This window comes from Paenibacillus sp. JCM 10914, assembly GCF_001315105.1.
In the GTDB taxonomy this organism is placed as follows: Bacteria; Bacillota; Bacilli; order Paenibacillales; family Paenibacillaceae; genus Paenibacillus_AQ.
The window spans coordinates 254,054-269,183 of the sequence record NZ_BAZR01000003.1; the positions used below are offsets into that span (position 1 = coordinate 254,054).

14 protein-coding genes and 1 pseudogene are annotated in these 15,130 nt (G+C 48.2%); 9 read left to right on the forward strand and 6 right to left on the reverse strand.

Annotated elements, in window-relative coordinates:
- Positions 1–44: 44 nt before the first annotated feature.
- Positions 45–674 carry a DUF1796 family putative cysteine peptidase gene (locus JCM10914_RS06665; RefSeq protein ID WP_023958826.1) on the reverse strand — a complete coding sequence of 210 codons (630 nt, stop codon included), beginning with the start codon at positions 672–674 and terminating at the stop codon, positions 45–47.
- Between the two features lie 193 nt (positions 675–867).
- Here JCM10914_RS06665 and JCM10914_RS06670 point away from each other — a divergent pair, with 193 nt between their 5' ends.
- Both JCM10914_RS06670 and JCM10914_RS06675 read left to right on the forward strand, forming a co-directional pair.
- Positions 868–1,203, forward strand: coding sequence for a hypothetical protein (locus tag JCM10914_RS06670; protein ID WP_023958828.1), 336 nt, complete (start codon positions 868–870; stop codon positions 1,201–1,203).
- A gap of 15 nt (positions 1,204–1,218) precedes the next feature.
- On the forward strand, positions 1,219–2,280 hold the full coding sequence (locus tag JCM10914_RS06675; RefSeq protein WP_023958829.1) for a glycosyltransferase family 4 protein: 1,062 nt from the start codon (positions 1,219–1,221) through the stop codon (positions 2,278–2,280).
- A 90-nt stretch (positions 2,281–2,370) separates the two neighbouring features.
- Here the strand turns inward: JCM10914_RS06675 and JCM10914_RS06680 are convergent, their stop codons facing one another.
- Entirely contained in the window at positions 2,371–3,288 is a 918-nt protein-coding gene (locus JCM10914_RS06680) for an NAD-dependent epimerase/dehydratase family protein (protein WP_023958832.1), read from the reverse strand.
- A 189-nt stretch (positions 3,289–3,477) separates the two neighbouring features.
- Between JCM10914_RS06680 and JCM10914_RS06685 the strand changes: the two genes are divergently transcribed.
- The 4 genes from JCM10914_RS06685 to JCM10914_RS06700 all read left to right on the forward strand — a co-directional run bounded on the left by JCM10914_RS06685 (position 3,478) and on the right by JCM10914_RS06700 (position 7,744).
- Positions 3,478–5,397, forward strand: coding sequence for an LTA synthase family protein (locus tag JCM10914_RS06685; protein WP_023958834.1), 1,920 nt, complete (start codon positions 3,478–3,480; stop codon positions 5,395–5,397).
- 146 nt (positions 5,398–5,543) lie between these two features.
- A complete protein-coding gene (locus tag JCM10914_RS06690) occupies positions 5,544–5,936 on the forward strand; it encodes a rhodanese-like domain-containing protein (RefSeq protein WP_023958836.1) in 393 nt (130 codons plus the stop codon).
- A gap of 116 nt (positions 5,937–6,052) precedes the next feature.
- Positions 6,053–6,391: an antibiotic biosynthesis monooxygenase gene (locus tag JCM10914_RS06695; RefSeq protein WP_023958838.1), complete on the forward strand. Its 339-nt coding sequence runs from the start codon at positions 6,053–6,055 to the stop codon at positions 6,389–6,391.
- Between the two features lie 165 nt (positions 6,392–6,556).
- Entirely contained in the window at positions 6,557–7,744 is a 1,188-nt protein-coding gene (locus JCM10914_RS06700; RefSeq protein ID WP_023958840.1) for a cell wall-binding repeat-containing protein, read from the forward strand.
- A 116-nt stretch (positions 7,745–7,860) separates the two neighbouring features.
- Here the strand turns inward: JCM10914_RS06700 and qoxD are convergent, their stop codons facing one another.
- The 4 genes and pseudogenes from qoxD to qoxA form a co-directional block, all read right to left on the reverse strand.
- Positions 7,861–8,148 carry a cytochrome aa3 quinol oxidase subunit IV gene (gene qoxD / locus JCM10914_RS06705; protein ID WP_023958842.1) on the reverse strand — a complete coding sequence of 96 codons (288 nt, stop codon included), beginning with the start codon at positions 8,146–8,148 and terminating at the stop codon, positions 7,861–7,863.
- A gap of 1 nt (position 8,149) precedes the next feature.
- Positions 8,150–8,746: a cytochrome aa3 quinol oxidase subunit III gene (gene qoxC, locus JCM10914_RS06710; protein ID WP_023958843.1), complete on the reverse strand. Its 597-nt coding sequence runs from the start codon at positions 8,744–8,746 to the stop codon at positions 8,150–8,152.
- Positions 8,743–10,684, reverse strand: a pseudogene (qoxB, locus tag JCM10914_RS06715) (cytochrome aa3 quinol oxidase subunit I). The gene qoxC and the pseudogene qoxB overlap by 4 nt, the downstream one beginning before the upstream one ends.
- 73 nt (positions 10,685–10,757) lie before the next feature.
- Positions 10,758–11,756, reverse strand: coding sequence for a cytochrome aa3 quinol oxidase subunit II (qoxA, locus tag JCM10914_RS06720; protein ID WP_023958846.1), 999 nt, complete (start codon positions 11,754–11,756; stop codon positions 10,758–10,760).
- 466 nt (positions 11,757–12,222) lie between these two features.
- On the opposite strand from qoxA, the gene JCM10914_RS06725 reads away from it, so the two are divergent.
- From JCM10914_RS06725 to JCM10914_RS06735, 3 genes are all read left to right on the forward strand, one after another.
- Positions 12,223–13,359 (forward strand): sensor histidine kinase, encoded by a 1,137-nt coding sequence (locus JCM10914_RS06725; RefSeq protein ID WP_023958848.1) that lies wholly within the window; start codon positions 12,223–12,225, stop codon positions 13,357–13,359.
- A gap of 15 nt (positions 13,360–13,374) precedes the next feature.
- On the forward strand, positions 13,375–14,007 hold the full coding sequence (locus tag JCM10914_RS06730) for a response regulator transcription factor (RefSeq protein ID WP_023958849.1): 633 nt from the start codon (positions 13,375–13,377) through the stop codon (positions 14,005–14,007).
- Positions 14,008–14,194: 187 nt separating this feature from the next.
- The gene (locus JCM10914_RS06735; RefSeq protein ID WP_023958850.1) at positions 14,195–15,127 is read left to right on the forward strand and encodes a daunorubicin resistance protein DrrA family ABC transporter ATP-binding protein; all 933 of its coding nucleotides are present in this window, start codon (positions 14,195–14,197) and stop codon (positions 15,125–15,127) included.
- Positions 15,128–15,130: the final 3 nt, after the last annotated feature.

Consider the following 15,130-nt stretch of genomic DNA (forward strand, 5'->3'; position numbering starts at 1 on the left):
GCTTCGTCTTACGCGTTATTCATGCTAAGCGTCTGTGTATGCATTCATACGAGATACATGCCTTGCAACACGAAAGTCCAGCGGAAGCGGTTACTGATCCAAATATCGCGATCTGGCATCTTGATGGCACAGACCTGATCGATATTCCAGTCCAAGATCATCTCAATCTCTTGAACGTGTGCATGATTAACAACGAGGACATGAAATGGACCAACACATATCTGCTTCAAAGAATCAACTAGCTCTTGTACTTCATCACGGTTCGAATCCGTGCGAATGAACAGAATTCTCCCCCCGCTTGCTAGGGTTGCCAGGAATCTAGCAATCCTGCGGTCATATTTTGCCTTGATATCCGGATAAGCCGGAAAATGGGGGGGAGAGTTACTGTGCATATGGAAGTCATGATTCAAAAAAAGATCATATTCTTTATCCCAGACGTTATACATTCCTTCTGCGGTCTCATTGACGGCTTGCAGATTGGGATAGACCAACATGCCTTGAAATCGGTTGCGCAGCATTCTTGAAATCTGTGGCAAGACCGGAGTACCCATCCAATCGATGGGACCTGCAAATTTGCGCAAGCCATGCTCTCTCAGTTCAATGCCTGGCAGGCAGTTGTTTCCGAGGCTGAATATCGCATGATAGGGTCCTTTAATATCCGGCAACATTAACATCGATCACCACCGAACCTTTCAGTCGAAAGAAATATTCCACGTAATATTTAATGCGTATTGGCATGCTGCGGCTTGGACCGAATGACGATGAGCCTTACAAATGGATGATTGCCCTATGGATGTGCCCTTACCGGCCTTGGATTCTTGACATACCCTGATATTAGTGAAACTGCCATAGCCAGGAGGGAAAGACATGTCCATCTTTCGTTTGGATGCCGCGGAGTACGGTCAGATCGATGCAAGATATATTCAAGCGGTTGATTTAGTGATTACGAACGCCGGCCCGGATGAATTCGATGTATTAATACACGGCTATAGTCCGCATGGAGTTTATCACGTTGGCCTTGTTCATGTTGCGCCCGGGTTAACTTCGGTCATCCCCAATATTACGAATCATAATCAACCTTTCAGTCTATTGCTCGTTACGAATATCAATTATTCCTATACCACCTTGATTACCCTCCACGCCAAGAATCAAGGTCAGATTGTTGCAATGTATTCACAAGCGGATTTTCAAACTTTGGAGTAAAAGGAGAGTTACGACATGAAAGTGCTGTTCGTATATTATGTACCGAGCGGTGGGGTCGAGACATTGAACAGACAGCGATGCCGTGCGCTTCGTCTTGCAGGAATCGAGGCTCATTGCTTGTACTATGCATGGGGTGCAGGCATGCAAAATGCCGCTGACTATCCGATCTATGTTACAAAAAACGATATTGAGATTAAGCATGTACTGGATCTGCATCAATATGATGTGATTGTGGTTACGACGGATCATGCAAGCTTTGCCCGTTTTCGAATGCTTGGTTTCAAAGGCAAGATGATTCTTGAGATTCAAGGCTACGGTCCCAAGCATGTCGCCTTAGCCCAGCTTAGGGAAGCGGCTCCCTACATCAATCGATATGCTGCCGGATTATTAAATCCGAATACTCCGCATATCGCAGTCCTGTTTCAGGAGCTGTATCCGCATAAACCGCAGTTTAATTTCAACAACTGCTTCGACAGTCAGCAATTTACCTATCAATGTCACCAACCTCCTTCGAGTCCTGTCATCGCTTGGCTTGGCAGAATTGAAGACAACAAGAACTGGCGGGAGTTTCTGCAGATCGGTCATCGATTGCGGGAGCATGTTCCGGGATTACAAATGTGGATGTTTGAGGATATCCAATTGAGCCAACCACAAGAGCGGGAGCAGTTCTATACCATGATTGAGGAACTTGAACTCTCAAGTGTATTGACGATTCGTTCCAACATTCCTAATGCCGACATGCCGTATTACTATTCCGTGATTGGTGATTCTGGCGGCTTGCTGTGCTGTACCTCTAAGGTAGAGGGAGCCCCGTATGCCGTGCTAGAGGCTATGAGCTGCCGTTGTCCGGTGCTGACCACGAATTCGGATGGTGTCTCGACTTCGGTGTATCACGATGCTACTGGTAAATTCTACGTGCTGGGTGATATTCAGCATGCCGTGAATGAGGCTCTCGACATGATGTTTAATCATAAACAGCGTGAAATTATCCGTAACACGGCGAAGCATCATGTGGAGCAGAATTTCAATCCGCATACCTATGCGATGAATTTTGTGGGGATGTTGCAAAATATATAAAATCTCGGCGTCCCCATAAAGAAACAGCCTTCTCTCGCGAATAGCGAGAGAAGGCTGTTTCTTGTGAGACACTCTATTTGTTCATGCTTATCAGACTTCACGCATCCAATGCCGATAGGTCTGCGCTACGCCTTCTTCGAGCGTGTAAGTTGGAACCCAAGGGAGTATGCTGCGGGTCTTGCCGTTATTCAGACAGCTGTGCAGGATATCACCGTTCTTTGCAGGCATATATTCGACCATGATTTCTTCAGCATGCTCCTGACGCACAAGTTGAACGAGGGTGTTGATTGATTGGCTTCGCCCAGTGCTAACATGCAGTACTTCTTGGTCACCGTTATGGATGGAGGCGATATTGGCTTCGACAACATCCTTCACATAGATGAAATCGCGGGTTTGTGTGCCATCGCCAAAGATTTGAAACGAAGCTCCTTCCTGCAATTTTTTGCCGAGGATAGCTACTACACCGCCCTCGCCTTTGGCGGTTTGTTCAGGACCATACACGTTACCATATCGGAGGATGGTATAGGAGAGCCCGAACAGTCGCTGATACATCTGAATGTAACGCTCCGCGGCCCATTTGGATAAAGCATAGAATGAGATCGGGTCAACCGGATCGGACTCGGTGAGCTCAGGTTTCTCCAAGTTACCGTAAACGCCGGAGGTGGAGGCGAAGATCAATTTGCGAACACCGGTCTTGCGACAGGCTTCCAATATGTTTAAGGTGCCCATGACGTTAGCGTCAACATCCTTGCGAGGTTCTTTGATCGATAACTGCACTTCCGCCTGGGCAGCCAAGTGAAATACAACGTCCGGCTTTAACATGGAAATGTTGGCCGAAGTTTGCGGACTGTTTATATCGGTTACATGTAAAATCGCTTCGTTGTGAAGGCGACCTGGATCTCCGGTTGTCAGGTTATCGATAACATGGACCTCGTACCCTTGATTAATGAGTCCGTTCACCAGGTGAGATCCGATGAAGCCTGCTCCGCCGGTTACAACCATCTTCATGAGCTAACCCTCCAGCCTTTTGATTGGGATGCTCTATCTTACGTCATGAAGGAGTCTCATGCGTTGGACAGTTGACCCGGATGGCAAGGAATGGGCGTCAGGTTTTTCGCTGGAATAGATTGAGTAATCCAATCCTGTTATAATGAGGTTTGCGATACCAAGACATTTTACAAAAAGAGGGAATGAAGGATGGAGAGAACCTTGGGGCAGAGACTAAGGATCGTACTGCCGCTATTTTTTATATTGTTGCTTAAGCTGATGCTGTTAAGATATTTTCTCTTTAACGGTATAGCCTGGGCCAAGGTGTTTACTGACGCGCTTTCCTTGGCGGTATTGTTTAGTTTACTGGAGTTGTGCCTGCCTCATAAAGGGAAGAAGCTAGTGTATGGATGTGTTAATCTCATCTTGTCGCTAATGATGTTTGCATCGGCGGTTTATAATGTGCATTTCGGTTCGATTCCGACGTATACCACGTTGGCGGGAATCGGACAAGTCAATCAGGTAAAGGCAAGTATCGTCGCATTAATTGAACCAGAGCATTTTCTGTTCTTCGTTGATTTGGTCATCATGCTGGTCGTTTGGCTCGTACTCAAGATTCGTTCTCGTTCACGCAGAGGTCTGCATTTCGGCACTTTACATTCGTATTCGCGTACCTCATGGAGAACAGCACGGACATGGAAGCTGTCGATGTTGATTGTGCTCGTGGTCTCCGTTGCGGCCTCCGGATTGATCATTCGTAAAGAGTGGGGGATCGATAACGAGATCGCTCGCGCAGAGCAGATGGGATACTTGAATTATCAAGTGGCTACGGTGCTGCGTAATTCACAGGAGAATCGTGCGATTGCTGAGGGGAACCTGCAGGAGACGAAGGAACGGGTCAGAGCCCTGCAAGATACGTATTCATACGTGGAGCAAGGATCAGCCAGAGATAAATATCACGGGGTGGCTGCAGGCAGTCATGTGCTGATCGTCCAGATGGAATCGTTGCAGAATTTCCCGATCGGTCTATCCGTAAGCGGTCAAGAGTTGACTCCGGTCATGAATCAATTGGTGGAGGAAGGATTGTATTTCCCGCATATCTTTCAGCAGATTGGTCAAGGGAACACGTCCGATGCAGAGTTCGCCGTAAATACATCGATCTATCCTACAGGGGCAACAGCGATGTCTACCGGATTTGGCAGCCGGGAGCTGCCAGGCTTGCCGCGATTGCTGAATCAGATGGATTATTTTACGAGCACCTATCATGTCAATGACGTGAAGTTCTGGGATCGCAGCAAGCTCTACCCGGCGCTGGATTTTCAGAAGTATTACGATAAGCCGTATTTTAACAACGATCAATATAACGAGTTCGGACCATCCGATGAAGAACTGTTCCGTGTCGGTATGGAGCATCTGCTTGAATTGGATGAGCAAGATCAATCGGTGTATGCCCATTATATTACCGTATCCAATCATTCCCCCTTTCACGTGAAGGAGGAATTTGCCAAGATGACAGTGCCCGCAGAGCTAGAGGGAACCCACCTTGGCCATTATCTCCAATCCGTTAATTATTCCGATTATGCTCTGGGTAAGTTGATCGATGCATTGAAAGAGAACGGATTGTGGGACAACACGCTGCTGGTCGTATATGGTGATCATTTCGGCATTAATCCAGTCGAGGCTAATGCAGAGATGATTTCTTCAAGCCTTAAGATTCCTTATCATGAACAGATCAGCCGGTTTAATATCCCACTGATTATGCATGTGCCAGGCATCGAAGAAAGCCTGGTCGTTGAAAGAGTCGGCGGACAGGTAGACATATTGCCGACGATCGCGAACCTGCTGGGCATCTCTTTAGAGCAGGAGGAGTTCACGGCATTCGGTCAAGACCTGCTGAATATCGATCATAACCTTATCGGCATGCGATATTATTTGCCAACGGGATCATTCTTCAACGATGATATTCTGTTCGTACCGGGGGACGGGTTCGAAGACGGTACGGCTGTATCATTGGAAACCATGCAGCCGGTGGAGGATATCTCATCATATCGGTCGGATTACGAGTATATCTTGCAGCTCATGAGGTTGTCTGACGAGTATGTGAAGATGTTGCCCAAACGGAGTCCGTGAGCGTGATTAACCATAACAATTCACGGGTTGACATTTTGTAATTATGCCCCTAGTATATACCCGTAGGGGTAGAGATACGAAGTTTACCCGTACTCGCTAGATGAAGGTTTGATTCCTTAAACGAACTTAGATAGGAGACATGTAGCGTGCTGTTTGCATCTGCTTTGGTTATATGTGGCTTATTGATTGTATTGTACCGTCGTTACGTGCCGCTCTCAGGGCTGCAGCAGATGAAGTGCAGCGAACTTCATCAGGCTCAGGATGCTTGCCCGGAACTTAAGATGCTTGATGTGCGTGATGTGTCGGAATTCACGCCGGACCCGAAGCAGGGGAGCATCAATATATCGCTGGGGCGCTTGTCTTACGTGTGGCAGATGGAGCTGGACCCGAAGGATCATGTTGTGATTGTGACACCTCGGCGTTCAGAAGGGTATCTGGCGGCACGCAAGCTGAAAAAAGCTGGCTTCACCTCATTATTTTATTTGCAAGAGGATTGCGGGACATGTCATGCGATGCAGCACACATCCGTGCGCTCCTGATACAAGGGATCAGCAGACCATAAGTCTGTTGATCCTTTTTTGTTTGCAATGATAATGATTATCACTTAGTATGTAAATAGGTGTTTTCATAGATTGTAAAAGGAGTGTTTATTTACATGTTAATCGAAACGAAGACGATCATCGTAAAGACCGGTACGTCCCATCTCGTAGTAGAACGGTTCAGCCAGCCGGGTCCGATCGAGGAGATCGAAGGTTTTATTGATCTCAGTGTGCTTGTAAAGAACGCCAAGCGTAGTGACGAAACGGAAGAGGTTATTGTCATGATTCGCTGGGAGTCCAAGGAAGCCTGGAAGCGGTGGGAGACAAGTCCTGCTCATATTCAGGGACATCGAGATAATCGGGGCAAACCGCAACCGGATCATATCGTCAGCTCGACTCATGATATGTATGAAGTGAAGGCTACCAAAGGGCCAAGACCTGTACAGGAAGTATAATTGTCCTATCTGCATAAGTAGAAATCGAGGAAGCGGCATATGCCGCTTCTTTTTTATGCATGTATGATGGTTAGAGCGGACTTAAAGGGGATAAGAAGGAAGAATTTGGGGAAAGGTAGGGGGGATAGATAAACCAGATGGAATCGATAATCGGAGGTGTATCGGATGAGCAGGGTGAAGAAAATGCTTGCCGGCTTCGGGCTTGCACTTCTCACAGCGGGCATTCTGGCATGGAGCCAGACTCAGAACTATTCCGGGCCGACTATTCCCTCAGCCGTTCATAGTAAAGAGTTGCTTAAAGACGTCGCTGTTCCATGGTCGGCCACGAAGAATACGGTTCGACTAAATACTTCTAATCCTGTTCGTGCAGCCATACTAACATCCAAAACGTTGTGGCCATCTGACAACGCGCATAGTCGCCCAGACTGCGTCATTCTGGTGGACAGCCGTTCGTGGGCGATTGCGGCAGCAAGTACAGATTTATTACAGCATACGCTGGGTCCACTCCTGTATGTTGAAGAAGAGGGAATACCAAGGGAGACACTTGAAGAGCTAAGACGATTGAAACCCAAAGGGTCCCAGAACAACAAAGGAATCGATATTATTACGGTTGGCCCCATATCTGATGCTGTGAAGAAGGATCTAAGCGGACTAGACTACAAAGTCGATGCGATCACTGCCGAGGATCCTGCGAGAGCAGCTGCGGCCATTGATGAGTATTCAATAGCAGTCACAGGCACCGTGTCGAGTTCCGTTATTATAGGTTCCCTGGACCGGGCAGAGTACACTTTACCGGCGATTAGTTGGATTTCTCATAACCCGGAGGCATTGTTATATGTAAGTGCACATGAGATTCCAACTGCCACGGTGGAAGCTCTGGAGAAACGGCAGGGGCGGGCGAATATCTACATCCTTGGTCCTGAGAAAGTGGTCAGCGCTGATGTAGAGAAGATGCTGAGACCATACGGAAACGTCAAACGAATCTCGGCAGAGGACCCTTATGACAATGCAATCCAGTTCGCCCAGTACCACGATGCAGATACGGATTTTGGCTGGGGAATGCAGAGTGCAGGGTATAGTTTCTCCTTCTCTACGCCAGATGCGCCTGCGTTATCAATCGCGGCCGCCCCGCTGTCTCATATGGGACAACATGCTCCGCTGCTATTCACGGAGCGCGATGGGGTACCCCGTGCACTGACGAAATACGTTGATGCCATTCAACAGCAGCATCTTCATTCTAAGACGGATGCCCCGGTCAGCCACGCCTGGATCATCGGGGATGAACAGACCATTACGAGCCGTATCCAAACGGAACTGGATCGTATGTTAGACACGATATCTACCAATAAGTGATTTGAACATGATGGGCCAGCAATAAAGAAAGGGTCATCTCCCATGCCTGAATGAAATTCAGACGTGGGGGATGACCCTATTTATGTTATACGGTTGGCTTTTTGATCATAAACGTATTAGGCGTACCATCCCCATACGAAGATGAATAGCGTTCCAAAGATGGTAACCAGACCTACAAACAGTGCAAATGCAATGTTGATATATACCGACTTCTTATCCTCTGCCTCGCCTATATGCATAAACAGTACAAGCTGTACGGCAGCCTGAATTATGGCGGTAACTAACAGTATGCCCATTTTGGCCGCGGAGGGCATATCCAGCAGAACAACGAGTGCAACAGCCGAAAGGACGAGGGACGATATATAGCCTGCAACGTGCTTGATCGGAAACAGTTGTTTCAACATGTCACATCAGTCCTTTCAGATATACAAAGCTGAAGATGAAGATCCACACCACGTCCAGGAAGTGCCAGTAAAGTGAAAAGATAAACGATTTATTGGCAGTCTTATGATCGAGCCCGTGACGCTTGAGCTGAATCAAGATGGCAATTCCCCACAGTAGACCGAAGGCAACGTGAGCACCATGCGTACCCAGAAGCGTGAACAAACTGGATGCGAATGCGCTGGTGGAGAGTGTCAGCCCTTCATGAACATAGGTAAAGAACTCATAAATTTCAACGGCCAGGAATCCTGCGCCAAGCAGCAGGGTAATGATCATAAAGATCATCATCTGCTTCTTCAGACCAAGCCGCATCGCATGGATGGCAAGTCCGATGGTGAAGCTGCTCGTTAAGAGCAAGAATGTCTCCACGAGCACAGGCGCGATCTCGAATACTTCTGGTCCACTTGGACCGCTGGCAAAGCGGTTTACGAGTACGAAGTAGACCGTAAACAATGTGGCGAATAGCGCGATTTCCGCTCCGAGGAAGAGCCAGAAGCCAAAGATGCGATTGCGGTTCTCCTCGGTTCCGTATTCAAGCGGCTGAGTGGCATCTATTTTCATACCGTATCACCCCGCAATTTTTGTTCTGTCTGAACGACTTCTTCGACCGGAATGTAATAGCCGTCATCTCGATCAAAGGACATGGATGCCAAGACGAGCAGAACGGCGATCCCTGCAATAATGGATGGCGTCCACCAACTGAAGACGAGGAAGAAGCCAAGGAAGAAGAAGGCGATACCTAGAATAAACGGTTTGCCGGAATTGCTAGGCATATGAATCTTCTTGATCTTATCATCCATGAGCGGTTCTTTGTTCTTCTTGGAGAACCAGAAGGCGTCACGGCCCTTGATTGTAGGTGTTACCGCAAAGTTGTATACAGGCACCGGACTTGGCGTCGCCCATTCAAGCGAACGAGCATCCCAAGGATCTCCCGTCTTGTCTCGCGGCTCGTAGCGGGTACTCCAATAGATATTGTATACCAGAATAACGAAACCGATAGCGAGACCTACGGCACCGACCATGGATAACATATTGAGCGGCCCGAAGCCGGTCTCTTCCGAATAGGTGTACGTACGACGCGTCATTCCCATCAGCGAGGAAGAACATCGGGAAGAAGGTAACGTTGAACGAGATCGCGATGAACCAGAAAGCCAGCTTGCCGAGCTTCTCGTTCAGACGGAAACCGAATACTTTCGGGAACCAGTAATGGAATCCGGCAATGACACCGAACACAACGCCTGGAATCAGGACGTAGTGGAAATGCGCAACCAGGAACATCGTATTATGGTACTGGTAGTCCGCACTAGCCATCGCAAGCATAACCCCCGTCACGCCGCCGATCGTAAAGATCGGGATGAATGCCAGGGAGTAGAGCATCGGTGTGGTGAAACTTATTCGGCCTTTATGGAGCGTGAATAGCCAGTTAAATATCTTGACTCCTGTTGGCACAGCGATCGCCATCGTAGTGATGGAGAAGAAACCGTTGACCATAGCGCCTTGACCCATCGTGTAGAAATGGTGAGCCCATACCAAGAAGGAAAGCGCTGAAATGACGAGCATACTCATGACCATCGACGTATACCCGTACAGATTCTTTCTGGCGAAGGTCGATATGATCTCACTGAATATGCCGAACGCTGGCAACACGACGATGTATACTTCGGGGTGTCCCCATACCCAGAACAGGTTGGCCCAGAGCATATCCATCCCGCCGTTCGTCATCGTGAAGAACTGCGAGCCGAACACGCGGTCAAACATCATAAGCAGCAGGGCAATCGTAAGCACCGGGAAGGCAAAAATGATGATGACGCACGTGATCAGAATCGACCAAGTGAACATCGGCATACGCATCAAGGTCATGCCCGGCGCACGCATCTTCAGGATCGTGACAATGAAGTTCAGACCGGTGAGAAGAGTACCTATACCGGATATCTGAAGCGACAGCGAGTAGTAGTTGTTACCGACGGTCGGACTAAATTCAATGCTAGCCAGCGGGAAGTAGGCAGACCAGCCTGCGTCCGGCGAACCTCCGATAACAAATGAAATGTTGAACAGCATGGCACCGGCAAAGAAAAGCCAGAAGCTGATCGCGTTTAATTTAGGGAATGCGACGTCGCGCGCGCCAATCTGCAGCGGAATGATGACATTCATCAGACCGAAGATAAATGGCATCGCCATAAACAGGATCATGATGACGCCATGCGTCGTAAATACCTCATTATAGTGCTGCCCTGTTAGAAACTCCATTTCAGGGGCTGCTGTTTGTGCACGCATCATCAGTGCATCGACACCGCCGCGGAATAACATAATCAAGGCCGCGATGACGTACATGACACCGATTTTCTTATGATCAACGGTCGTCAACCATTCCCGCCAGAGATAACCCCACTTCTTGTAGTAAGTTAACCCGAAGAGAATCGCGAGCGAGACGAGAACGATACTTACCATGGCGCCGTAGATCAACGGATCGCCGGTAACGAAAAATTCGTCCCATTTCATAAAGGCCTAGCTCCTTTCTGGATGTATGAAATAGATCGGGATTGAGCATTCACTGATGTGTGCGGTCTCCCATTTAATGTCCATCGTGTTCATGGGCCGGGCTCTCCTCGGCAGGGGAGTTTGGCAGCGGCTCGTTCGGATTCACGTTCGTCTCGCTGTCCAATTCCGACTCTTCCGTAGTTGACGGGTCCGGGTAATGCTCCTGATGTTCCTCATGGTCTTCGTTGCTGCTACCGCCATGATGATGACCTTCTTCAGGTGGAGGACTGAAATCCAAATGATGATTCGAGAAGCTCATTCTGCCGACATGTGCGGTGTCCAGCAGTTTATTGAATTCTTCCTCCGTAAGTGGCGGGGCTGTCTCTTTGACATCCTTGACCCACTTCTCAAACTCAGCTGGCGGCATGGAGAGTGCTTCGAACTCCATATGTGCAAATCCCTCACCGTTAAAGTTCGCGTTACGTCCCATCATCGATGCGGACTCTTCTGCGACCATGTTCAGCTTCGTGATCATATCGCTCATCGCGTACTTCTGACCGTGCAGTTGAGGAATCCAGAAGCTTGAGATGGTACCGAAGGAGTAAAGATTAAACTCGATCGGGCGGTTTGTCGGAATATTCACGTAATTGACGGTTTCGATGCCTTCTTCCGGATAGCTAAAGTGCCATTTCCAGTTGGAAGAAGAAGCATAAATAACGAGCGGCTTTTGATCCTCATAGCCGGCAGGAACATTCTCTACCGCCACCGTGGTCTTGACCGTCACGACCGAAAGAATGGCGACAATAACAATCGGGATCGCCGTCCATAGAATCTCCAGCCATTTACTGCCTTCCTCGTGTGGAGGCTCATAACCCTCGTTGGATTTCCTGGCTCGGTACTTGGTGAGCATGAAGATGTAAAGCGCATAAACGACAACTAATATCCCGACCATCATTAGAATGGAGAAAATGATTGTATCGGATAGGGTTCTGGCAGCCGGTCCTTTCGGATCTAATACGGTGAGTGAGCTGCAGCCCGATAAAAGCAATGTGAAGCTCATAAGAATTGCAAATAACGGCCCTCTTCTGTTCATGATGTACCCCTTTCCTTGAAACGGCTTGTTTCGATTCCGTGTACTTGACACCTCTATAGTAGAAATTTCCGAATCGCTTTGCAAAACACATAAGATAACATAAATAACAGTTAAATCCATATTCATGACGATGTGCGTAACTTTATGTGTGCAATTTGTTACAAAGTTGTTCGATTGTGAGGCAGATCATTGTAGTGACGCGGTTTTAAGGCAGTTCATACATTGTTCAAACATTCACGAGAGTTACCAGTTTCGTCACAAGTTCGGGCTGTTTTTTATGTGGAATCTCGATTAAAGAGAGCGACTAAGCCCAGTAATGACAAGGAATTAATGGGGATGTACATAAATTCACAAATTATGTTATGGCTAAAATCATTTCCATTTTCACTGGTTCATAAGTTGCCTATTCCTTCTTATGATATGATGGTAATAATGAGCAAGATTACGGAAGGTGAGGGCGACGGGAGTGCGTTTATTCTGGATATGGCTCGTATTTCTAATGGCTAGTTGGCTCTGTGCATTTCTTCCTGAGGTGGGTGGTGCGAGTCCAGGTGAGCTGCCTTGGAGGCTTGGCAGCAGCGCTGCCTTCTTCGCAGCTTTCTTTATCGTACCATTATTCCGGGGGAGTCCCGCTATGCTATTTGTCACTATATTGGTCGCCTCGATCTGTTCCATCATATCGCTTTGGCCATCGAGCTCGAGTGATCTGAATCCTTACGCACTGCTTGTATATTCCATTCTTGCAGGAAAAGCGGTTTATCGACTATCGCCAGTCTATGCCGCTATGATTGGCGTTGTACTCACGATGGGGGCGATGCTGCCCGGCATGTTAGGTTTAACAGGGTTCCCTTGGCTGTACGTCGGAGTATACTCGCTTATGCTCGGATTCGCGCTAACTCTGTTTAAATTCATCGCATCACGGTATGAAGAAACCACGGCTCGCAATGAAACGCTTCTCAGCGAATATCGTAATATGAAACGTCGTCTCATCACGGAAGAACAGCATGCTCGCCAAGAGGAGCGGGCACAGGTCGGGCGGGATATTCATGATTCAGTCGGACATAAGTTAACGGCACTCTTAATGCAATTGGAGATGCACCGGATGCAGAGCGACGATCGCACGGCTGAAGTTATGCAAGGACTCAAAGTATTGGCCAATGAAAGCCTGGAGGACACCAGGGACGCGGTCAGATCGCTAAAGCAACAGGAAACAGGCGGGCTACCTGCGATCATGGGGTTGTTGCGTCGACTGGAATCCGAAAGTCTGATACGAGTAACCCTGACCGCGCGGCATGGTGCGTTAACGGCTCCGCTCCACAACAAGCAATCAATCGCCGTATACCGGGCAGTCCAGGAAGCGATGACTAACGCGATGAAGCATGGAAGTGCGCGTGAAGTGCATATCTTGTTTGAAGCACCAGGCGGCGGTTTGTTCCGTTTTGAGGTTACGAACCCCTGCAACCGAAGCAGAGGGGCATATGCCGAAGGGTTCGGATTAAAGTCTATGCGCGAGCGGATGGAGGGAGCTGGCGGCCAATTGGAGATTGCACAATTCGACAGCCAGTTTATCATACGTGGAACACTGAACATGTCGAAACCATGATAAGGAGAGAAATCTATGATACGCATATTGCTTGCAGAAGATCAGTCCATGGTTCGTCAAGGGTTGAGGATGATGATTGAGAGCGACGCGGAAATGAAAGTATCCGGTGAAGCTTGTAACGGTAGAGAGGCAATTGCCTTGTGCGAATCGCATATATACGATGTGGTTGTCCTCGACATCCGCATGCCGGAGATGGATGGACTTGAAGCGGCTCGTATCATCCGCGCTCGGTGGCCGCAGACCAAAGTGCTAATCCTTACCACATTTAACGATGATCAATACGCGGTGGACGCATTGCGAAGCGGAGCTAGCGGCTATATGCTGAAAGAGGCGGAACCGGATGCGTTAATCCGTTCCATTCGCAGTTGTTTGAACGGCGGATTGTCATTGCAGGAGCATGTTGCGGCGAAAGTCATTCCGAGACTTCTTGAGGAGAAGAAACAGATAAGTGTGGATCCTTCCATAACGCCACGAGAATTATCGATCATCCGACTGATCGGTGAAGGTCGCAGTAATCGCGAGATCGCCCTCGAATTGGGTTTATCTATCGGCACGGTAAAAAATCACGTCAGTCAGGTCATGGATAAGCTGGAACTTCGCGACCGGACGCAGTTAGCGATTTATGCAATCAGGCACAATGTCGTGTGAACAATTGCTTCAAGCAGCGTACATATCGATTTAACATGACGGAAGTCATGGTTTACTTCATAACGGATGACTGAGGACAGTGATGACACTGTCTTTTTCTATATATATTAAATGGCAGTGACGGATATTTAGTCCGAGGAGTGGGCAAGGCTGCATTCCTGAACAGAGTAGGATAGGAGCGTGTAATATGCTGGAAACGGTGGAACTGCGTAAAGTGTATAAGGGGAAAATAGCGGTACAAGAGGTTAGTCTGTATTTGGACCAAGGGGAGTCCGTCGGATTGATAGGTCCTAATGGTGCCGGGAAGTCGACGACGATTTCCATGATTTCTTCGCTGCTTAAACCGACAAGCGGCGATGTCCGCTTGCATGGAAAGAGCGTGATCCAACAACCGCAAGCGATCCGTAAAGTGCTTGGGGTGGTCCCACAAGAAATTGCGCTGTATGAGGAATTGACAGCGTATGAGAATCTTAAGTTTTTTGGTCGGGTATATGGTTTGAAAGGAAAGGAGCTTGAACAGAAAATTCAAGAGCTGCTGGAGATGGTAGGTTTGCGAGATCGACAGAAAGAGCTGATCAAGACGTATTCTGGCGGCATGAAGCGGAGGATTAATATTGTTGCAGCTCTTCTGCATGAACCTCAGATCGTCATCATGGATGAACCTACCGTAGGGATTGATCCACAGTCTCGCAACCATATCTTGGAGACGGTAAGGTTGCTCAATCGGGTGCAAGGCACAACGGTGTTATATACAAGTCACTATATGGAAGAAGTGGAGCAACTGTGCCAAAGAATGTACATCATGGACCATGGACAAATCATCGCCGCGGGTACCCGTGAGGAACTGCAGCACATACTCGCAGGCGAAGATACCATCATCATTCAATTGAGTCATAAAGAGTTTGGCTTGACGCAGGAGCTAGAGTCATTTGAAAGTATTCGACAAGTGGAAGAGACTGAACAGGGATTAAAGCTGATCGTGATCAAGAACAGTCCGATCATGTCAAGAATTGTACAGGCCGCAGAGCGCCATCATGTACAAATATTGAACATTCATGTCCAATCGCCTAGTCTCGAAGATGTATTTCTTCATTTGACTGGCCGAACGTTACGGGATTAAGGG